The following is a 25,822-nucleotide window of genomic DNA, read 5'->3' as shown; positions in this document are numbered from 1 at the left end:
ACAGGCAAGGACAGGGCAATGGATATGCAACAGCCCTGCAATCCGATGGACTACAGGGCTGTCGATGAACCTTAATACAGGTTTATGCTCACAGGGCGTTAATCGCGACGGCGAGGCCGGACTTGCGGTTGGCGGCCTGGTTCTTGTGGATCACGCCAGCGCCAGCAGCCTTGTCGAGCTTCTGGGCAGCGACCTTGTAGGCGGCCTCGGCGGCAGCCTTGTCACCGGCGGCGATGGCTTCGCGAGTGGCGCGGATAGCGGTCTTCAGGCCGGACTTCACAGCCACGTTGCGAAGGTGACGCTTCTCATTGGTGAGCACGCGCTTCTTCTGCGACTTAATGTTTGCCACGTTTACTCCAAACGATGTGTTTTACAAGGACATACAAAAGTATGAGGATAGCATAGGCCCCGGAAAAACTTGCACAATGCCACGCCGAATACAGTCCTTCGGCTACACTAGGTGAAGTTTGAGTATATGCCAAGAGGAGGAATGCGTTGGTCGTCCAACACAATCAGCCGGGTTCCACCGATCAGTCCTTAATTCGTAACTTCTGCATCATTGCGCACATCGATCACGGCAAATCCACTGTGGCCGATCGTATCCTGCAGTTGAGCGGCATCGTGCCCGAACGTGAGATGCGCGACCGATTCCTCGACCGCATGGACATCGAGCAGGAGCGTGGCATCACCATCAAGTCCCAGGCTGTGCGTGTCCCTTGGACGTTCGACGGTACTGAATACACGCTCGGCATGATCGACACCCCAGGGCATGTGGACTTCACCTACGAGGTTTCCCGAGCGCTGGCCGCCTGCGAAGGCGCCGTGCTGCTCGTGGATGCCACCCAGGGCATCGAGGCACAGACCCTATCCAACCTGTATATGGCACTCGACCATGACCTGGCCATCATTCCGGTGCTGAACAAGATCGATCTGCCGTCCGCCGAACCGGACAAACACGCAGAGGAGATCGCCGGTCTGATCGGTTGTGAGCCGAGCGATGTGCTTCGCGTCTCCGGCAAGACCGGTGAAGGCGTGGCCGATCTGCTCGACCATATCGTCATGGAGATCCCCGCCCGCCACGGTGACCCGGGTGCGCCCGCCCGTGCGCTGATCTTCGATTCCGTGTACGACTCCTACCGTGGCATCGTCACCTACATCCGCATGGAGGATGGCGAACTGCACGACCGCGAGAAGGTGCACATGATGGGTATCGGCATGACCCACGATCCCATCGAAATCGGTGTGATCAGCCCCGACATGACGCGCACCAAGGCGCTGGGTGCGGGCGAGGTCGGCTACATCATCACCGGAGCGAAGGATGTGAGCCAATCCAAAGTCGGCGATACCCTGACCTCCGCAGTCCGCCCGGCGACAGAACCACTGCCCGGCTACCGCGACCCCAAGCCGATGGTGTATGCCGGTCTGTTCCCTATAGATAATGCCCAGTTCCCGGAGCTGCGCGACGCGCTTGACAAGCTCAAGCTCAACGATGCCGCCTTGGTGTACACCCCGGAAACCTCGGTGGCGCTGGGCTTCGGCTTCCGCTGCGGATTCCTGGGACTGCTGCACATGGAGATCGTCAACGAACGCCTGTCGCGCGAGTTCGGTTTGGATCTGATTCAGACCGCTCCCAACGTCACCTATGATGTGACCGCCGAAGACGGCAGCGAACACCATGTGACCAATCCGAGCGAGTTCCCGGACGGCAAGATCAAGAAGATCGTCGAGCCGATGGTGGCCGCCGACATCATCACGCCCAAGGAGTTCATCGGCTCGGTGATGGACCTGTGTCAGGACCACCGCGGCATCATGGGCACCATGGAATACCTCTCCACCGACCGCGTGGAGATGCACTACCGCATCCCGTTGGCCGAGATCGTGTTCGATTTCTTCGACCAGCTCAAGTCCCGCACCAAGGGATACGCTTCGCTTGACTACCACGAGGACGGCGAGCAGTCCGCCGATCTGGTCAAGGTGGACATCCTTATCCAGGGTGAGAAGGTGGACGCGTTCAGCGCCATCGTGCATCGCGACAAGGCATACAGCTATGGCGTGATGATGACCAAGAAGCTGCGTGGCCTGATTCCCCGCCAGCAGTTCGAGATTCCGATTCAGGCGGCCATCGGTTCGCGCATCATCGCCCGTGAGAACATCCGCGCTCTGCGCAAGGACGTGCTCGCCAAGTGCTACGGCGGCGACATCACCCGTAAGCGCAAGCTGCTCGAGAAGCAGAAGGCCGGCAAGAAGCGTATGAAGATGCTCGGCCATGTGGAGGTGCCACAGGAGGCGTTCATCGCCGCGCTGTCCACCGATGAGGACGCCAACGACCGCGACACCAAAGACAAGATCCGCGCCGCCCAGAAGACGGAAGGCTGATTGTGAGGAGCCCCCTCTGACGAGGGGACTCCCGGCGAAGCCTGAGTGAGGTGGTAGCCGAGCATTATTTCCTGGCTCTCCTCTCTGAGGGGAGCTGTCAGCGGAGCTGACTGAGGGGAGTAACACGTATATGACCTACGAAATATACATCCACGTGCCGTTCTGTCTGCGTCGTTGTGGGTATTGCGATTTCAACACGTACACGGCTGTGGATCTCGGCGCAGGTGCCTCGCGCGGCAACTATGCCAACATGGTCATCCGCGAGATGGAGCTGACGCGCGCATGGCAGCTCGAGCACGGCATTGACGAACCGTCGGCGTCGACCGTGTTCTTCGGAGGCGGCACGCCCACCATCCTCTCCGCAGATGATCTGGTGGCCATGCTCGAGGCGATTCGGCGCATCTGGGGTCTTGAGCCCGATGCCGAAATCACCACCGAAGCCAATCCGGACACCGTCAACGAGTACTACATCGGCAAGCTCGCCGAGGGCGGCTTCACCCGCATCTCCTTCGGCATGCAGTCGGCGGTGCCGCATGTGCTCAAGACTCTTGACCGCACGCACACGCCCGCCAGCGTGGAGGCCGGCGTGCGCGCCGCGAACAGGTTCGGTCTGCGCTCCAGCGTGGACCTCATCTACGGCGCGCCGGGGGAGAGCCTCGACGATTGGCGCACGTCGGTCAACACCGCCATCGACCTTGGCGTGAACCACATCTCCGCATACGCGCTTACTGTAGAACCCACCACCAAGATGGGGCGTCGCATCGCCGCCGGCGCGCTGTCGAAACCGGATGACGACGACGAGGCCGCCAAATACGAGATCGCTGACGACCTGTTCTCCGCAGCCGGTCTCGGATGGTACGAGGTCTCGAACTGGGCACGCCCCGGCTACGAAAGCCGCCATAATCTTGGTTACTGGCGCAACGTCGACTGGGCGGGCCTCGGGCCCGGCGCGCATTCGCACTACAATGCGCGCGCCGATGTGTCCGGTCGGCCTCCTCTGACAAGGGGGCTGTCAGCGAAGCTGACTGGGAGAGAGATGGAGTTCCCGACCGCCCAACCGAGGGAACAGACCGTGGTCATGAACGCCCTGCGGGCCTGGGACATTGCCCATCCACGACTGTGGGGCACCGCGCTCAACGAGGGTCACATACCATGGGGCGGCAGTGAGGCAATCACTCCCGAGGAAAACCTCGAAGAGCTCATCATGTTGGGACTGCGCATCCGTGACGGCCTCGACCTCGGCCGTATCAACCACGAAATCGAGGAATTCAACGCCACGAAACCGGTGGGGAAGACGTCGTCGATACTGCGATCCATAGTCGTGGACCAGTTGCATCCGTTGATTGACGAAGGGCTGATTGTCTGTGAGGGGCATAGGGTGATACCCACACGCAAAGGACGATTGCTCAACGATATGCTCATAGAGCGGTTCTTCGATCTGGCGGGTATGTGATCGATCAGCATGCAAAAAAGAAAAAGCGGACGCCTTTGTCCGATATTTCAATTATTCCGGTTCATAGCCGGATGTTGAATTATCGAGTCTTCTATTCGTATTGTCTTGTGCCCAGCTGAAGAATAGGTTTGTAGCTTATTCGCCAGCATGGGGGTTGACGTTCAGCGGGCGTTCTTCTCGACGTCCTTGAGCACGTCGGCCATGATCTTGCCATTGGCCATGCCGGACTGGGCCATGGAGCTGATGCCGTACAGAGCGAGACCACGCATCACGGAATCCTTGAAAGACATAATCGTTTCCTTTCGTCGGTCAAAGCCACAGGGCTTTGATGATTGTTGGCTTCTTTTGAAACCGGTTTCAGAATAGCGTAATAGCGGGCGCAAGGCAAGTGATGCATGACGCTACGGCGTTTCGCGCAGAATCCCGCTGTTCCTACTGCCGCCTCAATCTAACCGGTTCGATATTGATTTCAATTGTGCTGCTAAGAATGCGAACAAAAGCTGGGCTGTCATTGTGTCGATGACATTGTACTGTTGAACCAGTTGGCCATATGCAACAGTGCTAGAGAGAGGTGCAGTAGGAGATGGCGAGAAGTGCTGGGCGCAAACGGCCGGTGATCAAGGATGTCGCCAAGCTTGCCGGGGTCTCCGCCCCGACGGTGTCTCGTTTCCTCAACGGCACGGCGGGCATCACGGAGGAGAAGCGCAGGCGCATCGCCCGAGCCATCGAAGAGCTTGGCTATGAGCCGAGTGTCGCCGCCAGAGCTTTGTCGAACCGCGAGATGGATATCGTGACGGTGTTCGCGTCAAAGCCTGACGAGGTATCGACTTCGGCCACCAATCATGGTGTGGAGTCTGCCGCCCGCATGCAACGGTTCCTGCTCAACATCGTGTCCCTGGACGAGTCGGACATGGGGTCGGTCGAGGCTCGAGTGCGTATGGGCTTGTCAGTGCGGCCGGCGGGCGTCATCGTCTACGAGTATGGCTGGGCCGGTGTTGAGGCGCTGAAGCGGCTGCCGAAGGACATTCCCGCGGTGGTCGTCGGCGGAGGCTTCGGCGATGGCGACTATCAGGTGATTAACGCCGAGCGTGATGGTGGGCGATGGATGACCATGCATTTGCTCGACTTGGGGCATAAGACCGTATTCCATGTGGCCTGGGATCAGGATGCCGGTGACAATTCACGCTCGAACGGCTGGCGCGACGCGCTCGCCGAACGTGGTGTCGAGGTGCCTGATCCGGTACTGGTGCCATTCGCCGATCTTGACGCCGCCTTTACGGCCGGCAAGACATTGGGTTCCCGGGGAAGCGTGACTGCCGTCTTCGCCGCAACCGATGAAATCGCCATCGCAGTGATGAAGGGACTGCGCGAGGCGGGACGGAAGGTCCCCGATGATGTGAGCGTGGTCGGGTTCGATGATATGCGTTTCGATGCCATGTGGGAACCGGCGCTCACCAGCTACACCCAGAATTTCCATGAGATGGGGGAGCGGGCCTTCCGCATGCTGTATGGGCAGATCGAGGCGCAGCGCAACGGCCAGGAGCCGCCGCCCGCTCAGATCGAGGTGGTGCAGGGCCGTCCGTGCCTGCGTGCCTCCGAGCGCACGCCGTTGAATCCGTCGAAGAATACGAGCCATGGGTCACGGTGAGCGGGGGTCCCACATGGCACCACCATGACAGCGCGATGTGCCAGACCTGGGCGCGAGTGCAGTCACCACAGAATGTCCGCCGGCGCAGTGGTTTTGTTGCGTTCGATGATGAGACATATTTCCTCAGGGGATTCTTTGCATCCCCGTCGAATCCACAGCCAGACGATAGAGGCGACGGCGGAGACGAGAATTTCCATCGCATAGTCGGCCGGAATGCCGTTGTAGATGGTTTGTGGTTCGGCATCCCGGTGTTTCGCCTGCGTGATGATGAGTCGCTTGAGCACGTCCTTGAAACGCTCGTAGAGAGACATGTCGTTGCCGGATTGTGATATCGCGTCGAAGAATGTATAGTCGTTTTTCACATATTGCAGTGCTTTGGCGATGGATTGAGATTGAAATACGTCAACGACTGATTTGCCGGCTTGACTGATAGTTGGTTCGGTTGGATTGACGCGTTCGACGAGAATGCGCGTCAAATCGTCAATGGTGTCGTTGATGAGTTGTTGGCGCAGGTTGAACTTGTCGACATAATGCATATAGAACGTGCCGCGATTGATGTCTGCGGTTCGAGCGATATCGCTGACGGTCATCGCTTCGAAGCCTTTCGACTTAACCAGCGTGGTGAATGCGGACTTGATTTTGGCCTCGGTTTTCGTATTGCGTTTGCCTGTTGCGGATGCCATGGGCTTCTCCTCAAGTATGAGTTGAGTTGTGTGATCGGCTATTGCTGAATCATAGCAATCTACAACAGATTCTATCAACATGTTGTTCATTTAATGCCATAATGAACGGATTTTATAAGACTGTTCAATTTGAACAGAATGGCAGAAATCGTTCGTTGACATGGCTTTTGTGCCGTCCTTATCATCATGGCAGTAAATCAACATGTTGTTTATTCAAAGGAAGGTGGTATCGATGGCCTACATTGAAATGATGCATAGTTTCAAGCGTTACCATATGGGCGACGCCACTATCGTCGCCAACAACGACGTGAACTTCAGCATCGAGAAAGGCGAGCTGGCGATCATCCTCGGTGCATCCGGCGCCGGCAAATCGACTGTGCTCAACATTCTCGGCGGCATGGACACCAACAGCGAGGGGCAGGTGATCATCGACGGCAAAGACATCTCGAACTACACTGCACGGCAGTTGACAGACTACCGCCGCACCGATATCGGGTTCGTATTCCAGTTCTACAACCTCGTCTCGAATCTCACCGCGAAGGAGAACGTCGAACTCGCTTCCGAAATCGTGCGCGATGCGCAGGATCCGGTTCAGGCGCTCGTGGATGTGGGGCTGAAGGACCGCATCGACAACTTCCCGGCGCAGCTCTCCGGCGGTGAGCAGCAGCGCGTCGCCATCGCCCGCGCTGTGGCCAAGAACCCCAAGATTCTCCTGTGCGACGAGCCGACCGGTGCGCTCGACTACAACACCGGCAAGCAGGTGCTGCGCATCCTGCAGGACCAGAGCCGCGTCAAGGGCGCCACCGTGGTGATCGTCACCCACAACTCCGCCATCGCGCCCATCGCCGATCGCGTGATCCACATGCATGACGCGCGAGTTAAATCCATCGAGGTCAACGAGCACCCCATGGACATCGAGGACTTGGAATGGTGAGCGCTATGACGTCTCGCAGGCTTCGCAGACCTCGCAAACGCATGCTGTGGCGCGACATCCGTGCCACCCTCGCCAAATCCAAGGGGAGGTTCGCCTCCATCGTGAGCCTCATGGCCCTAGGATCGTTCGCCCTCGTGGGTCTGTTCGCCACCGCGCCTGACATGCGGGCCACAGGCCGCGCGTTCTACGACGAGCACAATCTTGCGGATGTGACCGTGATCAGCGACTACGGCCTAACCGCCGACGACGAGGCGATCATTCGTGGAACAGCCGGTGTGAAGGACGCCGAATTCGGTTACTTCAAGGATGTGACGATCGCGGACAGCGATTACAGTCTTCGTATCCACTCGCTGCCCGAGACCGTCTCCACCTATGCGGTCGTGGAGGGCCGGCTGCCGCAAGCGGCCGGGGAGATCGCGCTTGACTCGGGGGAGCGTGATCGGTTCGCCGTGGGCAGCTCCATCCGCGTGACCGAACTGCCGGACATCGCCGGCGATACCGTGCTCAGACGTACCGACTTCACCGTGGTCGGCTTCGTAGAGGCCAGCGACATCGTCTCCAACCTCAACATGGGGCAGTCCACCGCTGGATCCGGCGAACTCGACGGATACGCCGTGGTCACCGCGGGCACGTTCGACTCATCCGTGGCGATGATCGGCCGCGTCACCTTCGAGGACACAGCCGGACTGAACTACTGGGATGACGCCTACCGCGACCGCGTGCAAGATCACAAGACCATGCTCTCCCGGCGTCTCGCCAACCAGCCCGCCGCCCGCCGTGACTCCATCCGTTCCGAACGCCGCGAGCAGATCGCCAAGGCGCAGGAGCAGGTGGACGACGCCAAACAGCAGCTCACGGACGCCCAAACTCAGCTCGATGACGCCAAGGCGCAGATTGAATCCGGCAAGGACCAGCTTACCCAGGGCCAGCTCGACGCCGTCGACCAGGCATCCTCCGCGGCCGCCGAACTCGCCGGTGCCACCGCGCAGATCGCTTCCGCCAACTCCACGCTCTCCGCCGCCCAAACCCAGCTCGCCGCCGGCGCCCAGCAACTCAATCAGGGCCAGGGCAGTCTCGAACTCGCCTGGCTGCAGCTCAATCAGGCCGGCAAGCAGCTCACCGTGGCCCGCGTGGCGCTCGACGCATCCAAGACAGCGCTCGACGCCACTGGCCGTCTCCTCGCTTCATGGGAGAAAACCGGAATAACCGGCAATGCATACCAAAGTCTCAAGGGGCGGTACGATCAGGCGCTCGCCGACTGGAACACGGCTGCGGACACATACAACGCCATGCTGAACCAATACAACAGCGGCCTTGAACAGTTCAACGAAGGGGCCGCCAAGCTCGATCAGGGATCCGAGGAGTACCAAAAGAACGCGGCCGCGATCGCGGAAGCCCAAAAACTGCTTGCATCCAAGCAGACCGAACTCGGGCACGCCGTCTCCACGGCCGCATCCGGATCGGCGTCCGACGGCGCCGCACAGATGATTCAAGGCCAGCGCGACCTCGAGAAAGCCGAGGACGAATACGACCAGAAGCTCAAGGAATTCAATGACGCCAAGCCCGAGGCCGAGAAGCAGATCGCTGACGCGGAACGTCAGATCAAACTGGCGAGCGAAAAGGTTGACACCCTCGAAGTGCCCGCATACTCGATCGACGGCCGGCGCGAGGGACTCACCTCCGAGGGATACCGCGTGTACGAGATCATCGCGGACATCGTCATGAAGCTCGCGCGCATCTTCCCGATCTTCCTGTACTTCGTGGCCGCGCTGGTCACCTTCACCACCATGGGCCGCATGGTGGACGAGGAACGCACCAATTCCGGGACCCTTAAGGCGTTGGGATATGGGAACGCGGACATCATGAAGAAATTCCTCTTCTACGGCTTCTCCGCCTCCACGGCCGGCACGATTCTGGGCGTGGCGGCCGGGCACACCATCCTGCCGCTCATCGTCTACCACGCCTACGATTCCGGATTCACCATGCCGCGCATCGAGCTGCACTTCCACCTGGGCGTGACCGCCGCCGCGTTCCTACTCGCATGGGCGAGCGCCGTGGCACCCGCGTGGATCGCCGCGTCCCGCGAGCTCAAGGAGAGGCCCGCCGCGCTGCTCCTGCCCAAACCGCCCGCCAAGGGCTCGAAGATCTTCCTCGAGCGGATCACGCCCGTGTGGGACCGCCTGAACTTCACCCGTAAGGTCACGGCCCGCAACCTATTCCGTTACAAGTCTCGCGGCTTCATGACCATCTTCGGCGTGGCCGGCGCAGTGTCGCTGCTCACCGCGGGACTGGGCGTACAGGCGTCGATCGGCCAGATCGGCGAGCACCAGTTCGGCGGCATAATTCATTATGACCTGATCGTGGCGGAGAAATCAGACAACAACGCGGACCAGCGCGACGCCGTATCCAAGGCCGTCGCCCCGGCGGACGGGGATGACGGCAACAGGGCGATCGACCAATCCGCGCCAATCCGCTACGAGGAGCTCACCACCACCGCCGGCAAACAGGGCGACAAGCAGACGATCACGCTCATCGTCACCGACGACGCCTACAACTTCGGAGACTACATCACCCTGCGCGACCGTGTCTCGCACGACCCGCAGGTCCTGACCGACCGAGGCGCGATCATCTCTGAACGCATGGCGGACATGCTCGGTGCCAAGGCCGGGGACACCATATCCGTGACGGATCCCGACGGCACGGAGCGCAAGGTGCGCGTGGACGGCGTGACCGAAATGTACATCGGCCACTTCATGTTCATGTCCTCCGGCGGCTTCGGTCGCGCGTTCCACGCCGACTACCAGTCCAACGCCTACATGGTCCGTCTCAAGGATTCGTCCGTGGGCAACGCCAACAGGCAGGGAGCTGACCTTATGACTGTGGACGGGGTCAAGGGCGTGGTGCAGAACATCACCATGAGGAACCAGGTGGCCACGATCGTCGACTCGCTAGACCAGATCATGGAGGTGCTCATCTTGGTGGCCGCGCTGCTTGCGGTGGTGATTCTCTACAACCTCACCAACCTCAACGTGTCCGAACGCATTCGCGAACTGTCCACCATCAAGGTGCTCGGCTTCCATACCGGGGAAACGACCATGTATATCTATCGTGAAACGATCATCCTGTCCGTGCTCGGCGTGTTGGCGGGATACGGGTTCGGGGCCATCCTGCACCGTTACATCATCACCGAGGTGCCGCCCGACGAGGTCATGTTCGACCCGGCCCTCGCCTGGTCTGCGTTCGCCGTGCCGCTTGCCGTGGTGGTCGTGGTGCTCGCCATGCTCGGCTGGGTGGTCTGGCGCCGCCTCAAGGACGTGGATATGCTCGGTGCGTTGAAGAGCGTGGAATGAGCCGGAAATAGAGGAAGAAAGGAAAACCTATGAACCATCCGGTCGAATCGAATGATGCCGCTCCGCTGTGCTTCTGCGGCAAGGTCGACTTCCAGTCGCACTACCTGCCGCCTGCGTACCTGGAATTCCTGCGTGCGCATTATCCCGGCAACCCGGACGGCTATCCCACGCCCGACTACTGGACTCCCGACTGGCAGCGCGACAAGATGGACCTGCTCGGTATCGCCTACGCGCATTTGGAGCTTTCCTCGCCGAACGTCTTCCTGCCGCAGGTGGACGACTGTCTGCGGCTGGCCCGGAAGATCAACGACCAGGGAGCGGCGATCGCCGCCGAGGACCCAACCCGGTTCGGTCTGATTGCCACGTTACCACTGCCGTGGGCCGAGGCATCCGCGGCGGAAGCCCGGCGCGCGCTCGACGAGCTCAAGGCTGACGGCGTGGGACTGACGACCAACCATCACGGCGTGTACCTCGGCGACCCCCGGCTCGACCCGGTGATGAGCGAACTGGACGATCGTGGCGCTATGGTGATCGTCCACCCCACCGCGCCGCCCGTGTCCGTGCCTGGCGCATGCGAGGGCCTGTCCCTTCCTGCTTTCGAGTACTTCGTGGAAACCACGCGGGCCTTCACCAACATGGTGCTGGAGGACACGTTCGTCAAGTTCCCGAGCATCCGTTGGGTGATACCGCACGCCGGCGCGTTCGTTTCCATTCTCGCCGACCGGTTCGAAAGCTTTGCGTTCATGCTGCGCTTCGCTGACCCGGACCGCCGTGTCGACTATATGGACGCCATGTCCCACGTGTATTACGACCTCGCCGGATTCAGTGAGCCCAAGCAGCTAGCCGACCTTTTACGCAATGTGCCAGACACCCACCTGCTGTACGGGTCGGACACCCCCTACACGCCCATCGAGGCCGTGCTCGGCCAGGCCCGGGCGCTGGAGGGAACCGACAGGCTCACCGAGGAGCAGAAGCGCATGGCGTTCACCGGCAACGCGCTCGCCATCAACCCGAAGCTTGCGAGGATTCCGGCCTTGGTCCGGGCGGCCTCCGAACCCGCGGGGGATGTTGCGGTGAAGCGGGACGGACGGTGGCATGTGCGACTCCTGCACGATCTCTTCCCGCGCAGACATGTGGCCATGCGCGTGCCCGTTCCGCCGCACGAGGTGGCCCCGAAGATAGCCGGAGCCGTCCATGATGCCGCCGCCGCGCGTCTTGCGCCTGACCCCGGCGACGACCCGGCACTCACCGCCCGCTACGACGTGCGGCTCAACTCGCCGGTGGGCGTAATTGCGATTCCCGTGATCGTCTCCTACGACGACGCGACCCGAACCTCGTTCCACGGCAAGGCGAAGGTCATGGGAATCGTGGCATCCTACCGGGATGGCGTGCGCGACGGGACGCGGCATTCGTTCGACATTCGCGTGCGCCTGCCATTCGGCCCGCTCACCGTCCACCTCGATGCCGACGTGTCCGAACCCGACGGCTCGGTCACGGGCACGGCCGTCGCGCCCCATCGCAGGCCCATGGCCTTCACCGGCCGGCGGTTGTAGGCTGTAGGCTGTAGGCAGTCGCCGGCCGGATCAGTCCTCGATGCTGGTGACTTTAACGGCGAGCGCGCTCGGCATGAGTTTCGTGAATATGCGGTAGAGCTTGTAGAACAGCATCGGCGTGTAGGTGGCATGCCCGCGTTCGGCCATCATGAATGTGCGTGCGGTCTCTCGTTTGAGATTCAGATAGGGATGCCGCCCGAGCTTTCCGGTCGAGGTGCCCTGCATGTTCATTTCGGTGTTCATGTTTCCGGGGCTCATCAGCAGCACGTTCACGCCGCGCTTGCGTTCCTCCTCGTGCAACGCCCGTGCGAGGAAGCGCGTATGCGCCTTACTTGCCGCATATACCGCCTGCCAGGGTTCGGCGCGAACGAGGCGACCGGGCCTGTGATCACCTCGAACGAGCCCGCGCGCCAGAGGATATGTCGGCTCGATGAAAGGTGCTGGACGTCTCATCCCGCCGCCTTTGCCGGGTCTTTGCACGCGAGCTGCATTGTTTTTGCGACCTCGGTAGCGGTGAATCAGCGGTGAATCAGCTAACTTTGGATTGCCGGGGTGGGGATATGGCGATGTGATAGATAAGCTGGTGCCATGACCCGAAACACCCGATACGTATGCGCCCCCGACTCGTTCAAGGAAAGCCTCACTGCATCTGAAGCGGCGCAGGCCATGGCGGCAGGCATCCGAAAGGCCGACCCCGATGCCGAAATCCGCCTGCTGCCCATGGCCGATGGCGGCGAGGGCACGACCCGCGCGCTGGTCGATGCCACGGGCGGTTCGATGCGGACGACAGCGGCTCACGATCCGTTGGGTCGGGGCATCACGGCGGAATACGGCCTGCTCGGCGACGGTGCGACCGCAGTCGTGGAGGTCGCTGCGGCGAGTGGCTTGGCATTGCTGGCGCCGTCCGAACGCAATCCGTTGATCACCTCGTCATATGGCACCGGCGAGCTCATCCGCGCGGCATTGGATGACGGCGCGACCAAGATCATCGTCGGACTCGGCGGCAGCGCGACCAACGACGCGGGTGCCGGCATGCTTCAGGCGCTCGGCGTGCGGCTGCTCAATGATGAAGGCCGCGAGCTGCCGGCCGGGGGAGCGGCGCTCGCCCGACTGGCCGACATCGATATCTCGGGACTCGATGCGAGGCTGCATGACGTCGAGGTGATCGCCGCGTGCGACGTCACCAATCCTCTGGTCGGCCCGCAGGGTGCCAGTGCCGTGTTCGGCCCGCAGAAGGGCGCGACCGCCGACGATGTCGCGCTGCTGGACCGCGCGCTCGCCCACTTCGCCGGGGTCGTCGAACGGCGGCTGTCCGTGGACGTGGTCGATGTTCCCGGTGCCGGGGCGGCTGGCGGCATCGGTGCGGCGTTGAAAGGCTTCCTCGATGCCGGGTTCCGTCATGGCGTGGACGTCGTCATCGAGACCGTGGGATTGCCCGATGCGGTCCGGTGGGCGGATGTGGTGTTCACCGGGGAGGGGGCGATCGACGCCCAGACGCGATATGGCAAGACCCCAGCCGGGGTGGCCGAGACCGCCAAGCGCTATGGCAAACCTGTCGTCGCCATCGCCGGTCATGTGGGCGAGGGCATCGACGAGCTGCATGCCGTCGGCATCGACGCCATCTTCGGCATCGCCCCCGGTGCGGCCACCTTGCAGGATCTGCTTGAGGATGCGTCGGCGAATGTGGAACGTACAGCGGAGCAGGTCACGCGACTGCTCATGCTGGGCGGGGAATGATCCAAGGCGATTGCGCCGGCCGGCATCGATCGCCGATGGAGGATGTGCGGCAATCGGTGTCGGTATGGTTTTCCGTGCTCATGAATTGGTGCCGAAGGCTGGACTCGCGTGCGCTCAGACTGAAGCCCACCATGCCATCTATGCAGGTGCCCGCATACGTCGCCGGCGACGTTGTGCGTTAGGACCATCACGATTCCGTAACGGCTTTCGCGCACCGGCGCGGTTTATCAGGAAAGTCGGCTAAAATCAAGCCTTGACTTTTTCTGCAATTCGGTATATGGACAGCGAAACGCAATCGACATACCGCAACGCTACTCTGTCAACAGCAACTTAGGAAGTGGCACGTTTGTGAGCGCGCCCATAAGCAATTGAGGTGATTTCGGTGACATTCAAAGCCCCGCTTGATCTCACGGTCCATGCTCCGGATGGCATGTACGACCCCTCCAGCGAGCATGACGCCTGTGGTGTGGGTATGGTCACCACCTTGAACAAGCGTCCGGAACGCAAGATCGTCACCGACGCCATCGAGGTGCTGGTCAATCTGGATCACCGCGGTGCCGTGGGTGCCGAGGAGAACACGGGTGACGGCGCCGGCATCCTGATGAGCATGCCGGATGAGTTCATGCGTGCCGTCATCCCCGCCGACCTGCCCGAGGAGGGTCATTACGCGGCCGGCATCGCGTTCCTTGACCGCGACATCGAGACCTCCGGCCAGCAGGAGCAGGCCATCGCCAGGATCGTGCGCGAGGAGGGCCTCGAAGTGCTCGCCTGGCGCGTGGTGCCCACCAACCCGGACGGCCTCGGCCTGCAGGCGCTCGCCGCAATGCCGGGCTTCAAGACCCTTGTGGTCGCATCCCCGGATGGTTCCCTCGCCGGCATCGACCTTGACCGCAAGACCTTCCGCATTCGCAAGCGTGTGGAGCATGAGGTGGGCGTGTACTTCGCCTCCCTCTCGGCCCGTACCATCACGTACAAGGGCATGCTCACCACCATGCAGCTCACCAAGTTCTTCCCGGACCTGAACGACGAGCGCATGAAGGCCGTCGTCGCCATCGTCCACTCCCGTTTCTCCACCAACACGTTCCCGAGCTGGCCGCTGGCCCAGCCGTTCCGCCTGCTGGCCCACAACGGCGAGATCAACACCATTCAGGGCAACCGCAATTGGCTGTCCGCCCGCGAGGGTCGTCTGAGCTCCGAACTGCTCGGCGAGTTCAAGCCGCTGCTGCCGATCACCACGCCCGGCTACTCCGATTCCGGCACCTTCGACGAATGCCTCGAGCTGCTGCACCTCGCCGGCCGCTCCCTGCCGCACGCCATCTGCATGATGCTGCCGCCGGCATGGGAGAAGAACCCGGATCTCGACCCGGACGTGCGCGCCTTCTACGAGTACAACAACACGCTTATCGAACCGTGGGATGGTCCGGCCGACATCGTCTTCACCGACGGCACTCAGGTCGGTGCACTACTTGACCGTAACGGTTTCCGCCCCGGCCGCTGGCAACTCACCGATGACGGCTATCTGGTGCTCGCATCCGAAGCCGGTGTGATTCCGGAGAACGATCCGAAGCACGTGGTGGCCAACGGACGCCTCGAGCCGGGCAAGATGTTCCTCGTGGACACCGCCGAGGGTCGCATCATCCCGGACGAGGAGATCAAGAAGAACCTCGCTTCCCAGCACCCGTACCGCAAGTGGGTCGAGGGCAACTCCGTGGAGCTTTCCGACCTGCCCAAGCGCGAGCATGTGAACCACTCCGGCCAGTCCGTCCAGCGCCGTCAGCGCGCCTTCGGCTACACCGAGGAGGACCTGAAGCTCCTGCTCACCCCGATGGCCAACACCGGCAAGGAGCCGCTGGGCTCCATGGGCAACGACACCCCGCTGCCGGCCCTGTCGAACCGCAGCCGCATGCTCTTCGACTACTTCCACCAGAAGTTCGCGCAGGTGACCAACCCGCCGCTCGACTGGGAGCGCGAGGAGATCGTCACTTCCCTTGAATCCGCCATCGGCCCCGAGCCGAACCTGCTGGCCGATTCCGAGCTGCACGCCAAGAAGATCCTCATCCCGCTGCCCGTGGTCAACTCCGACGAGATGGCCCAGCTGAAGCGCCTCGACAAGGCCCGCGTGCTCGGCGGCTATTACCGCCCGTACGTGGTCAAGGGCCTGTATCAGGTGGCCGGCGGCGGCAAGGCGCTTGAAGAGCGTCTTGAAGAGATTTTCTCCGAAATCGATGAGGCCATCGAGAACGGCAAGAACTTCATTGTGCTCTCCGACCGTGAATCCAACCATACGTGGGGTCCGATCCCGTCGCTGCTGCTCACCTCCGCCGTGCAGCATCACCTGCTGCGCCGCCACACACGCACGCAGATCTCCATGGCCGTGGAGGCCGGAGACGTGCGCGAGGTGCACCATGTGGCCCTGCTCATCGCCTACGGTGCCGCCTGCGTGAACCCGTATCTGGCGTTTGAATCCGTGGAGAATCTGGCGCGCACTGGCTACCTCAAGGTGGATGCGGAAACCGCCGTGAAGAACCTCACCAAGGCTCTCTCCACCGGCGTACTCAAGATCATGTCCAAGATGGGTGTCTCCACCATCATGAGCTACCGCGGTGCCCAGCTGTTCGAAGCCGTGGGTCTCAACCAGGAGGTCGTGGACGAGTACTTCACCGGCACCACCTCCCGCGTGGGCGGCGTGGGCCTCGACGAGCTCGCCGAGGAGGTGGCCGTCCGCCACCGCGTGGCCTACCCGAACCAGTGGACCGCGGCCCCGCACCGCAACCTGCGCACCGGCGGCCTGTACAAGTGGCGCCGTACCGGCGAGGACCACCTGAACGACCCGGAGGCCATCTTCCTGCTCCAGCAGTCGACCCAGCGCGGCGACTATCAGATGTTCAAGAAGTACTCGCACCACATCAACGACACGTCGAACCGCATCATGACCCTGCGTGGCCTGATGAAGTTCAACGAGACCCGCAAGCCCATCGACATCTCCGAGGTCGAGCCGGCCAGCGAGATCGTCAAGCGCTTCTCCACCGGCGCCATGAGCTACGGCTCCATCAGCCAGGAGGCCCATGAGACGCTCGCCATCGCGATGAACTCGATCGGCGCGCGCTCCAACTCCGGTGAGGGCGGCGAATCCGACGACCGCATCGAGGATCCGCTGCGCTACAGCCGTATCAAGCAGATCGCCTCCGCGCGCTTCGGCGTCACCTCGGACTACCTCGTGCACGCCACCGACCTGCAGATCAAGCTCGCCCAGGGCGCCAAGCCCGGCGAGGGCGGCCACCTGCCGGGCGCCAAGGTTCCGCCGTGGATCGCCACGGTGCGTCACGCCACCCCGGGCGTGGAGCTCATCTCCCCGCCGCCGCACCACGACATCTACTCCATCGAAGATCTGAAGCAGCTGATCTATGATGCGAAGCTCGCCAACCCGAAGGCCCGTATCCACGTCAAGCTCGTCTCCGAGTTCGGTGTGGGCACCATTGCGGCCGGCGTGGCCAAGTGCCATGCCGACGTGGTGCTAATCTCCGGCTACGACGGCGGCACGGGCGCGGCCCCGCTCAACGCCATCCGCCACGCCGGCACGCCATGGGAGATCGGCCTGTCCGAGACCCAGCAGACGCTGATCCTGAACGGTCTGCGCTCCCGCATCGTCGTCCAGTGCGACGGCGAGCTCAAGACCGGCCGCGACGTGGTCATCGCCGCCCTGCTGGGTGCCGAGGAATTCGGCTTCGCCACCGCCGCGCTGATCGTCGAGGGCTGCGTCATGATGCGCGCCTGCCAGAAGAACACCTGCCCGCAGGGCATCGCCACGCAGGACCCGGAGCTTCGCGCCCGCTTCCGCGGCAAGCCTGAAAGCGTGGTCAACTTCTTCATGTTCATCGCCGAGGAAGTCCGCGAGATTCTTGCCCAGCTTGGCTTCAGGACGCTCGAGGAGGCCGTCGGCCACGTCGAATGCCTGGATCAGAACGAGGCCATCAAGCGCTGGAAGTCCAACGGCATCGACCTGTCGAACGTGCTCAAGCAGGCCGGCCCGGTGCCGGGTACGATCCTGCACCAGACCATCGAGCAGAACCACGAGCTCGAGAAGTCGCTCGACAACGAGCTCATCAAGCTCGCCGAGCCGGCGCTGGAGCGCAAGGAGCCGGTGCGTATCGAGATGCCGATCCGCAACGTCAACCGTACGGTTGGCACGATGGTCGGCTACGAGATCACCCGCCGCTACGGCGAGCCGGGCCTGCCTGACGACACCATCGACATGACCCTGCACGGCTCCGGCGGCCAGTCCATCGGCGCGTTCATCCCACGCGGCGAGACCCTGCGCATCTACGGCGAAGTCAACGACTATGCCGGCAAGGGCTTGTCCGGCGGCCGTATGATCGTGCGTCCGGAGACCAACGTCACCTTCGATTGCCATGAGAACGTCATCGCCGGCAACGTGACCGGCTTCGGCGCCACCTCCGGCCAGATGTTCGTGGCCGGCCGCGCAGGCGAGCGATTCGCCGTGCGCAACTCTGGCGCCACGTTCGTCGTCGAAGGCTTGGGCGACCACGGCTGCGAGTACATGACCGGCGGCACCGTGGTGGTGCTCGGCTCCACCGGCCGCAACTTCGGTGCCGGCTTCTCCGGCGGCAACACTTACGTGCTCGACCTCGACATGAAGCAGGTCAACCCGGGCGCCATCAAGTCCGGAGCTCTGCTCTTCGAGCCACTGAACGAGGAGTCCGGCAAGCTGGTGCACGACCTGGTCAAGCAGCATGCCGAAGAGACCGGTTCCCAATTCGCCGCCGCACTTTTGGAAGACTGGGACGAAACCGTCAAGCGGTTCACCCATGTAGTGCCCAAGCAGTATCTGGCCATGACCCGAGCCATGGAAGAGGCCAAGGCCAACAACGTCGATTTCAATTCGCCCGGTGCCTGGGATCAGGTATACGAGCACGTCATGGAAGGAGTGCGCTGACATGGGCGACCCGAGAGGATTCCTGAAGGTCCGTACACGCCGTGAACTGGCCGAACGCCCCATCGAGGAGCGTATCAAGGACTGGTTCGACGTCCACGCCGAATCCGGATTGCAGCCGTGGACACGCGAGCAGGCCGCACGCTGCATGGACTGCGGCACCCCGTTCTGCATGACCGGCTGCCCGCTGGGCAACATCATCCCGGAGTTCAACGACTTGGTACGTCAGGCCAAGTGGGAGGACGCCTACAACCGCCTGTCCCAGACCAACAACTTCCCCGAGGTCACCGGCCGCATCTGCCCGGCCCTGTGCGAGCAGGCCTGCGTTCTCGGCATCCACCAGCCACCGACGATGATCAAGAACGACGAGTGCACGATCATCGACCAGGCTTGGGATCTGGATTACGTCAAGCCGCTGCCGCCGCAGCGCCTGACCGACCAGACCGTCGCCATCGTCGGCTCCGGCCCCGCAGGACTTGCAGCCGCCCAGCAGCTCACCCGAGCCGGCCACACCGTGGTCGTCTATGAGAAGGACGACGCCATCGGCGGTCTCATGCGATACGGCATCCCGAACTTCAAGCTCGAGAAGGGTCTGCTCGACCGTCGTGTGGAGCAGATGGAGGCCGAAGGCACTCGATTCCGCACCAACGTGGAGATCGGCAAGGACATCTCCTGGGATGAGTTGCGCGACCGGTATGACGCCGTTGTTGTGGCCATTGGCTCTCGCGTGCCGCGTGACATGAAGATTCCCGGCCGCGAGCTCGACGGCATCCACTTCGCCCTCGACTTCCTGCCGGACGCCACCCGCCGCGTCTTCGGCGTCAAGCCCGTCAACGACATCACCGCCAAGGACAAGCACGTCATCGTCATCGGCGGCGGCGACACCGGTTCCGACTGCCTCGGCACCTCGATCCGTCAGGGCGCCAAGGACGTGACCGTGCTGCAGATCATGCCGAAGGAACCGGAAAGTCGTCCCGCCAACCAGCCGTGGCCGACCTTCGCCCGCACCTACCAGAAGACCACGTCCATGGCCGAGGGCGGCACCTACCTGTACAGCACCGACTCCGTGAACTTCATCGGTTCCGAGGAGGAGCAGGCCAAGGTGAAGATCGAGAACTCCACCACCGCCGAAGGCTTCGTGGCAGACGAGCATGGCCATGTGACCGGCCTCAAAGTGGTCTCCGTGGCACCGGGGGAGAACGGCCCGTTCACCCGCCAGCCCGGCACTGAGCGCGTGCTGCCCGCCGATTTGGTGCTCATCTCCGTGGGCTTCCTTCACCCGGACACCACCACGCTACTCGACCAGCTGCCAGTGGAGTTGGATAAGCGCGGCAACATCGCCCGCAACGACAAGTTCGCCACCAGCCAGGATGGCGTGTTCGTGTGCGGCGATGCCGGCCGTGGCCAGAGCCTCGTGGTCTGGGCCATTGCGGAGGGACGATCCTGCGCTGCCGCCGTGGATGAGTACCTCTCCAGTGAGAAGACCAGTGAGCTGCCAGCACCGATCAAGGCCAGTGACCGCCCGATGATGCTGCCTCGCTGACATTCTGCCCGTATAGCCGGTTCTTGCATAGCTACGTTAAGTAGGTATGCAAGAACCGGCTATTTTTATTTTATTATCAATACTCTTTTATTCTTGATTGCACATTTATGTTATGGTCAAAAGACTGACTAGTATATAATATATATTAATAATAAAGCAAATATTTATATATATCTTACAATCTTTTTTGTGAATGGAATAAATGCATAAACAGGCTGATATCATAGATATTAACAAGATTATTAGCCATATAATATTTTCGTGAATATTGGCGATGTTGGCTAGTATAGAAATTAAGTTTCCAGACTTGCTGTTGATACACGTAGAGCAGAGTGCAACAATTGTGAGTATGCATGGGAGAATATGGTAGATTTTTCCTTTGCGTACAACATGATTATTGGTGCTTTTGCTCATTGGTGTCTCCTTTGACGGTAGCTATTAATAGCTACATATATTATAATGACCTTTCACCAGTATCCCGCGTCATTAATTCGTTGAATATATTGGAGGCTCCCCTTGTCAGGGGAGCTGGCCCGCGAAGCGGGACTGAGGGGTAGTGATTAATCAACGAACTTACGGCGAGGCAGACTAGGTACTTCGTCGCCCGGTCGCCATAACAAACAATTAGTCGTCCTAGACATTGGCGGGCCTAGCGGCATCCCAATACGTTTCTTTATCGTGTATGTTTGCTGAAAGGGAAGTGGACTGTTATAGGCTCGTCGAACAAGCAATGAAGCAGAACAAGCTGGGGTCCGGACTACCCGTCCGTCGGGATTGTGTACGCGCGGCGCGGCCAAGCGAGTAATATAGCCAACAGTGTCATCGCTGAGACAGGAGTATTGATATGCCGAACCGTGCAGAACGTCGAGCCCAGGCCAAAGCCAATCGCAAGGGAATACCGCAGCAATATGATTCCACGCGCGGTCGCGGCCGTTCGGGGATGATCGACGAATACCAGCTGCAGCAGAAGTCCATTCGTCTGCAGGACGGTACCGACGGCAAGGAATGGAAGCCCAGCGGCGGCAAGGTGGAAGAACCTGAAACCGTGCTGAACACCAATCCGAACTATTCCGATCCGAAGATGTTCAAGGCGCCGCATTCGGTACGCCAATGGTTCCGCGTCGGCAGCTGGACGCTGATTGCGCTTGCCATCATCGGTTTCTTCGTGGTGATGTGGCTGCCTAGCCATCCGTTCTGGTTGATCGCCACCGTATCCGGCGTGTTCATCGTGGGCGTGGTGAGCCTGTTCTTCACTGCGGGGAATTCCAAGGACAATCCGAACCTCGATCAGAACGGCACCGCAGTCTGAACCGTGTGCTGACGGTCGGATTCGGTTGAAGTCGTTCGGATCCGGTCGAAGTACAGCCAGACGCAGTCGGTTGGTGCCGATTCGTTGCCGGTGACGGCTGTATGTTCGCGTGTGAACGACCATGCCGCGTACATACAGCCGATTCAGACGCCAGAACGGGCTGTATGTACGCGGTACCTTGGTTGGTACGCAAACATACAGCCCGTTCGCTGGTGTTTACGATGGTTCCAGTGCTGTTTCAGCTGATTCTCTGCCGTCCGCCTTACTGAATCGCCTCGCATTCGCCCCGATGAATCGCCTCGGCGGCCTTATCCGTGAAATCGTCCATCAGGTACTGCCGGTGATTGTTGGCGGCCGCCTGCTGGGCGCTTTGGCTGAGCAGATTGGCATCCGCTCCCAGATACTTGACTGCGTAGCTGTTGGTCACGCCCTCGAAGCGGTTCACGCCGTTCTGTATGACGACCGGAGGCTGGATGGTGCCGCAGTACATGTGGATGGCATGGTGGGCTATCTCGTGACGTATTCCGGCGGAGGGGGCGTATATGGAATCCCAGCCGTTGACCTGCTGATTCGCGTAGATCACGTTCGGCGTCACCGGGCAATAGAAGCCAAATGTCTCATTGTCGTTGAGCGTCTTCATGTCGGGGCTATTCTCCGCTGATTTGGTGCAGTACTGGTAGGCCGATTCAAGATTCCAGTTGATCTGCAATCCGGCGAGCTCCACGATTTTCTGGGCGCTTTCCGCGTAATTCGATCCCATATCGTTCGAGGCGGCAGCGACCTTCGGCTCCAGATCGGCCCACAGCGGCTTGAGATCCACCGAATTCTGGCCGTCCACGGTGTAGGTCTCCCCGTTACTTCCCTGCAAGGTCACCTGTACATCAAGAGGCTCGCCTTTGAGGAAGTGCCCCTCCACGGTATCCGTATTGGTACGATAGGATGCGATGACATCGTCCATCTCGCTGGCGTTGACGCCGACGGTGTCTCCCATCTTCTTCAGATCGGTTGCGTACTTGCCCAATACCGCGATGAAATCGGTGACGTATTTGTTGCCGTCATCGGTGACGGGGATGCGGTATTTGTCCATGAACCCCTGAGTGTCGGCCAACGCTTCCTGACTGTATTGCTCGTATTTGCCGTTCACATAATCGTACGTTCCCTTATAGGAGGGACGGTCCTTCATCGTGATGTACTCGATTTCAGGCTGAGACTGAGTCTGGGACTGGGATTCGTCCTTTTCAGGCGTTTCCACCTCGTTTTGCGCCTGCTGCATCGCGTCATTGACGGCCTTGTTCGCCATTGCGGCAAAACCAGCCATAATGGCGGCGAATAGCAGGATCGGCACCAGAATCACCGCAATCACAATGGCCGCGACGCCTCCGCCGCTCAGGCCGCGCTTCTTCGTCTTCGGCGGCATGGAATAATACGGGATTTGCTGACCTGCACCAGGGGAGGCGTATGGCTTTGCCTGAGCCGGCGCGGCAGGTTGGGAGTAAGGATTGGGCCGTTGAACATAGGGCTGCTGCGGTGCAAAAGGAGCCTGCCCGGGTACTGCAGGTCGGGGTTGTTGCGGATTGTTGCTCCCAAGATATGCCTGATTGTCGAGCTGGCTGGGCTGAGTCGGCTGGCCCGGCTGAGGCTGAGGCTGAGGCTGAGGCTTATATGGTTGATTCGGCAGATATTGGCTGCCTTGCGTGGGTATATGCGCCTGAGGCGCCTGACCGTATGGGATACTGCGCGGCCGATTCGATTGTGGATTGCGGTTGGTTTGGTTGTACGGTTCCTGAGGCTGTTGTCCGGTCATCGATTCTCCCCTCCTCATTGAGCATTGCCATGCACAACTCCAGTCTAGACAGCGTTAGTGTGCAACGTCCAGTATCGCGTTGGTAAACATGCGTGGCGGCCTGCGCATTTTCAGCGTCAAGGTGCCTTAAAGTAGAACTTGCTTCCAGTGTTCTGATGACAAGAAGGAGAGGCATCCAATGAAGGTCGACATTCTTACCCGTGAGTACCCGCCGCACGTCTATGGCGGCGCAGGCGTACACGCTGAGGAGCTTTCGAAGGCGCTGGCCGAGCGCATCGATGTGACCGTACGTGCGTTCGATGGCAAGCGCACTGAGGCTGATGTTCCTGCGATCCCCAACGCCGACGCAGCCAAGGGCAGCCTTAAGGTCGTCGGATACGACGTGCCTGAACAACTGTCCGAAGCCAATCCCGCTCTGAAGACCTTCGGTGTGGATCTGCAGATCGCCAACGATGTGGACGCGGACATCATCCACGCCCACACCTGGTACGCATGCCTCGCCGGATACCTTGCCAAGATGCTGCACGGCACGCCGCTGGTCATCACCGCGCATTCGCTTGAGCCGTTCCGCCCGTGGAAACGCGAGCAGCTCGGTGGCGGCTACAACCTGAGCTCCTGGGCCGAGAAGGACGCCTACGAGCATGCCGACCGCGTGATCGCCGTCTCCGGCGGCATGCGCAAGGACATCCTCGCCGCTTACCCGAACCTCGACCCCGACAAGGTGGTCGTGGTGTACAACGGCATCACGATGTCCGAATTCGCCACTCCGGCCGAGGATGACCCGGCATGGGGCGTGTTCGACCGCTACCACATCGACCGCAGCAAGCCGACGCTCCTGTTCGTGGGCCGCATCACCCGCCAGAAGGGCCTGCCGTACCTGCTGAAGGCGCTGCACTTCGTCAACAAGGATGTACAGGTGGTGCTGTGCGCCGGTGCGCCCGACACCCCGGAGATCATGGAGGAGGTCAAGAACTCCTTCGCCCAGCTCGACAAGGAGCGCGGCAACATCATCTGGATCGAGGAGATGCTGCCGAAGAAGGAGCTGAGCGCCCTGGAGCACGGCTGCGACGCCTTCATCTGCCCGTCCATCTATGAGCCGCTCGGCATCGTGAACCTCGAGGCCATGGCCTGCGGCCTGCCTGTGGTCGCCTCCGCCACCGGCGGCATCCCCGAGGTCGTCGTGGACGGCGAGACCGGCTTCCTGGTGCCGATCGACCAGCTGCACGACGGCACCGGCACCCCCACCGACCCGGACAAGTTCGTGCACGACATGGCCGACGCTATCAACAGAATCATGGCCGACCCCGAACTGCGCGAGAAGATGGGCAAGGCCGGCTACGAGCGCGCCCGTGACGTGTTCAGCTGGGAGTCCGTCGCCGACGAGACCGTCAAGGTCTACCAGTCCGTGCTCGACGAACGCAAGTAGTTTCCCGCACCCCGCGCCAGCCTCCCTCTGATGAGGGAGGTGTCACGCGAAGCGTGACGGAGGGAGAGACCAACAAGACGAATCCTCTCATGGTCTCTCCCTTTCGCATGCGAACCAGGCCATGCGCAGCCAGTCATGCGCTACTATAATCGCCCATCATCAATAGCCACCATCGAACAGCAAAGGCATCACCGTGAGCTCAGCCGAAGTCCTCAGACTGGAGAATGTCGAATTCCGTCGCAACCGCCGTGTCATCATCACCGACGTGAACCTCACCATCCATGCGGGGGAGCGATGGGTGCTGTTCGGCCCGAATGGCATCGGCAAATCCACGGCGGTCGGCATGCTCGCCACCCGCACGTTCCCATCCGAAGGCCGCGTGTTCATCCTTGGCCACCAGCTCGGCAAATACGACGTGTTCAAGTTGCGCACGCGCATCGGCCTCGCATCCGCCGACTTGGGGCGTCAGTTCCCTGATTTCGAGGATCCATTGGACGCCGTGGTTACCGGGCTCACCGCAGTGACCGGACGCTGGCAGGACACATACACGGATTCGGAATACGAACGTGCGCGTCAACTGCTGCGTGATTTCCGCGTGAGCTATCTCGAAGGCAAGCAGATGTGGCGCCTTTCGGAAGGCGAGCGCACCCGCGTGCTTATCGCCCGAGCGCTGATGGGCGACCCGGAACTGCTCATCATGGACGAACCGACCACCGGACTCGATCTGGGTGGCCGTGAGCAGGTGATGCGCACCCTGAGCCGCATCGGCGAGGAGAGTTCCGACCGCGCGGTGGTGCTCGTGACCCATCGGCTCGAGGAGATTCCGGCCGGATTCGACCACATCGCCATCATGGGGCGCAAACCGGTCTCCGCCGAGGACGCCACCGCCGATGGCATCGACGCGATGGGCAACCCCGGTGCCGGCACCATCGTCTACTCCGGCGTGCTCGAGGATGGCCTGACCGACGAGCGCCTTTCGGACCTGTTCGGCATGCCGATCGAGGTCGAGCACAGCCACGGCCGCTGGTCCGCGTATGCAGTGTGAAGGAAGTAAC

Annotated in this window: 17 protein-coding genes; 12 read left to right on the top strand and 5 right to left on the bottom strand. The window is 61.2% G+C overall.

Going from position 1 to position 25,822, the window contains the following annotated elements; translation table 11 throughout:
- Window positions 1-88: 88 nt before the first annotated feature.
- Window positions 89-349 (bottom strand): 30S ribosomal protein S20, encoded by a 261-nt coding sequence (rpsT, locus tag BREU_RS03355; protein ID WP_033890964.1) that lies wholly within the window; start codon window positions 347-349, stop codon window positions 89-91.
- 146 nt (window positions 350-495) lie between these two features.
- Between rpsT and lepA the strand changes: the two genes are divergently transcribed.
- Complete coding sequence (gene lepA, locus BREU_RS03350) at window positions 496-2,376, top strand: translation elongation factor 4 (RefSeq protein WP_044095804.1); 1,881 nt, start codon at window positions 496-498, stop codon at window positions 2,374-2,376.
- 130 nt (window positions 2,377-2,506) lie between these two features.
- Entirely contained in the window at window positions 2,507-3,829 is a 1,323-nt protein-coding gene (hemW, locus tag BREU_RS03345; protein WP_044088317.1) for a radical SAM family heme chaperone HemW, read from the top strand.
- A 161-nt stretch (window positions 3,830-3,990) separates the two neighbouring features.
- Here hemW and BREU_RS12515 read toward each other — a convergent pair whose 3' ends face one another.
- Window positions 3,991-4,119, bottom strand: coding sequence for a hypothetical protein (locus BREU_RS12515; RefSeq protein ID WP_258185033.1), 129 nt, complete (start codon window positions 4,117-4,119; stop codon window positions 3,991-3,993).
- Window positions 4,120-4,412: 293 nt separating this feature from the next.
- On the opposite strand from BREU_RS12515, the gene BREU_RS03340 reads away from it, so the two are divergent.
- The gene (locus BREU_RS03340) at window positions 4,413-5,477 is read left to right on the top strand and encodes a LacI family DNA-binding transcriptional regulator (RefSeq protein WP_044088315.1); all 1,065 of its coding nucleotides are present in this window, start codon (window positions 4,413-4,415) and stop codon (window positions 5,475-5,477) included.
- A gap of 62 nt (window positions 5,478-5,539) precedes the next feature.
- Here BREU_RS03340 and BREU_RS03335 read toward each other — a convergent pair whose 3' ends face one another.
- Entirely contained in the window at window positions 5,540-6,250 is a 711-nt protein-coding gene (locus BREU_RS03335; RefSeq protein WP_238566988.1) for a TetR/AcrR family transcriptional regulator, read from the bottom strand.
- 142 nt (window positions 6,251-6,392) lie between these two features.
- Between BREU_RS03335 and BREU_RS03330 the strand changes: the two genes are divergently transcribed.
- The 3 genes from BREU_RS03330 to BREU_RS11185 are packed head-to-tail and all read left to right on the top strand — an operon-like array spanning window position 6,393 to window position 11,997.
- Complete coding sequence (locus BREU_RS03330; protein WP_044088313.1) at window positions 6,393-7,094, top strand: ABC transporter ATP-binding protein; 702 nt, start codon at window positions 6,393-6,395, stop codon at window positions 7,092-7,094.
- Between the two features lie 5 nt (window positions 7,095-7,099).
- The gene (locus BREU_RS03325; RefSeq protein ID WP_044088466.1) at window positions 7,100-10,444 is read left to right on the top strand and encodes an ABC transporter permease; all 3,345 of its coding nucleotides are present in this window, start codon (window positions 7,100-7,102) and stop codon (window positions 10,442-10,444) included.
- A 29-nt stretch (window positions 10,445-10,473) separates the two neighbouring features.
- Window positions 10,474-11,997 (top strand): amidohydrolase family protein, encoded by a 1,524-nt coding sequence (locus tag BREU_RS11185; protein WP_052382009.1) that lies wholly within the window; start codon window positions 10,474-10,476, stop codon window positions 11,995-11,997.
- Window positions 11,998-12,027: 30 nt separating this feature from the next.
- Here the strand turns inward: BREU_RS11185 and BREU_RS11180 are convergent, their stop codons facing one another.
- Window positions 12,028-12,450, bottom strand: a complete 423-nt coding sequence (locus tag BREU_RS11180; protein ID WP_202962212.1) for an SDR family NAD(P)-dependent oxidoreductase — start codon at window positions 12,448-12,450, stop codon at window positions 12,028-12,030.
- Between the two features lie 135 nt (window positions 12,451-12,585).
- On the opposite strand from BREU_RS11180, the gene BREU_RS03310 reads away from it, so the two are divergent.
- The 4 genes from BREU_RS03310 to BREU_RS03295 all read left to right on the top strand — a co-directional run bounded on the left by BREU_RS03310 (window position 12,586) and on the right by BREU_RS03295 (window position 21,537).
- Window positions 12,586-13,734: a glycerate kinase family protein gene (locus BREU_RS03310; protein ID WP_081886522.1), complete on the top strand. Its 1,149-nt coding sequence runs from the start codon at window positions 12,586-12,588 to the stop codon at window positions 13,732-13,734.
- Between the two features lie 382 nt (window positions 13,735-14,116).
- Window positions 14,117-18,688 carry a glutamate synthase large subunit gene (gene gltB, locus BREU_RS03305; protein ID WP_044088311.1) on the top strand — a complete coding sequence of 1,524 codons (4,572 nt, stop codon included), beginning with the start codon at window positions 14,117-14,119 and terminating at the stop codon, window positions 18,686-18,688.
- Between the two features lies 1 nt (window position 18,689).
- Window positions 18,690-20,228: a glutamate synthase subunit beta gene (locus tag BREU_RS03300; RefSeq protein WP_044088310.1), complete on the top strand. Its 1,539-nt coding sequence runs from the start codon at window positions 18,690-18,692 to the stop codon at window positions 20,226-20,228.
- A gap of 844 nt (window positions 20,229-21,072) precedes the next feature.
- Window positions 21,073-21,537: a membrane protein gene (locus tag BREU_RS03295; protein ID WP_044088308.1), complete on the top strand. Its 465-nt coding sequence runs from the start codon at window positions 21,073-21,075 to the stop codon at window positions 21,535-21,537.
- 262 nt (window positions 21,538-21,799) lie between these two features.
- Here BREU_RS03295 and BREU_RS03290 read toward each other — a convergent pair whose 3' ends face one another.
- On the bottom strand, window positions 21,800-22,954 hold the full coding sequence (locus tag BREU_RS03290; protein WP_044088307.1) for a hypothetical protein: 1,155 nt from the start codon (window positions 22,952-22,954) through the stop codon (window positions 21,800-21,802).
- Window positions 22,955-23,519: 565 nt separating this feature from the next.
- Between BREU_RS03290 and glgA the strand changes: the two genes are divergently transcribed.
- Complete coding sequence (gene glgA, locus BREU_RS03280) at window positions 23,520-24,767, top strand: glycogen synthase (protein WP_044088304.1); 1,248 nt, start codon at window positions 23,520-23,522, stop codon at window positions 24,765-24,767.
- A gap of 193 nt (window positions 24,768-24,960) precedes the next feature.
- Entirely contained in the window at window positions 24,961-25,812 is an 852-nt protein-coding gene (locus BREU_RS03275; protein WP_044088303.1) for an ABC transporter ATP-binding protein, read from the top strand.
- Window positions 25,813-25,822: the final 10 nt, after the last annotated feature.

This window comes from Bifidobacterium reuteri DSM 23975, from assembly GCF_000741695.1.
In the GTDB taxonomy this organism is placed as follows: Bacteria; Actinomycetota; Actinomycetes; order Actinomycetales; family Bifidobacteriaceae; genus Bifidobacterium; species Bifidobacterium reuteri.
This window is presented reverse-complemented; position numbering and strand designations above follow the sequence as displayed.

Coding starts and splice junctions, on each gene's coding strand:
- hemW (WP_044088317.1), top strand. CDS start 2,507: ATGACCTACGAAATATACATCCACGTGCCGTTCTGTCTGCGTCGTTGT.
- BREU_RS12515 (WP_258185033.1), bottom strand. CDS start 4,119: ATGTCTTTCAAGGATTCCGTGATGCGTGGTCTCGCTCTGTACGGCATC.
- BREU_RS03340 (WP_044088315.1), top strand. CDS start 4,413: ATGGCGAGAAGTGCTGGGCGCAAACGGCCGGTGATCAAGGATGTCGCC.
- BREU_RS03335 (WP_238566988.1), bottom strand. CDS start 6,250: ATGAACAACATGTTGATAGAATCTGTTGTAGATTGCTATGATTCAGCA.
- BREU_RS03330 (WP_044088313.1), top strand. CDS start 6,393: ATGGCCTACATTGAAATGATGCATAGTTTCAAGCGTTACCATATGGGC.
- BREU_RS03325 (WP_044088466.1), top strand. CDS start 7,100: ATGACGTCTCGCAGGCTTCGCAGACCTCGCAAACGCATGCTGTGGCGC.
- BREU_RS11185 (WP_052382009.1), top strand. CDS start 10,474: ATGAACCATCCGGTCGAATCGAATGATGCCGCTCCGCTGTGCTTCTGC.
- BREU_RS11180 (WP_202962212.1), bottom strand. CDS start 12,450: ATGAGACGTCCAGCACCTTTCATCGAGCCGACATATCCTCTGGCGCGC.
- BREU_RS03310 (WP_081886522.1), top strand. CDS start 12,586: ATGACCCGAAACACCCGATACGTATGCGCCCCCGACTCGTTCAAGGAA.
- BREU_RS03300 (WP_044088310.1), top strand. CDS start 18,690: ATGGGCGACCCGAGAGGATTCCTGAAGGTCCGTACACGCCGTGAACTG.
- BREU_RS03295 (WP_044088308.1), top strand. CDS start 21,073: ATGCCGAACCGTGCAGAACGTCGAGCCCAGGCCAAAGCCAATCGCAAG.
- BREU_RS03290 (WP_044088307.1), bottom strand. CDS start 22,954: ATGCCGCCGAAGACGAAGAAGCGCGGCCTGAGCGGCGGAGGCGTCGCG.
- glgA (WP_044088304.1), top strand. CDS start 23,520: ATGAAGGTCGACATTCTTACCCGTGAGTACCCGCCGCACGTCTATGGC.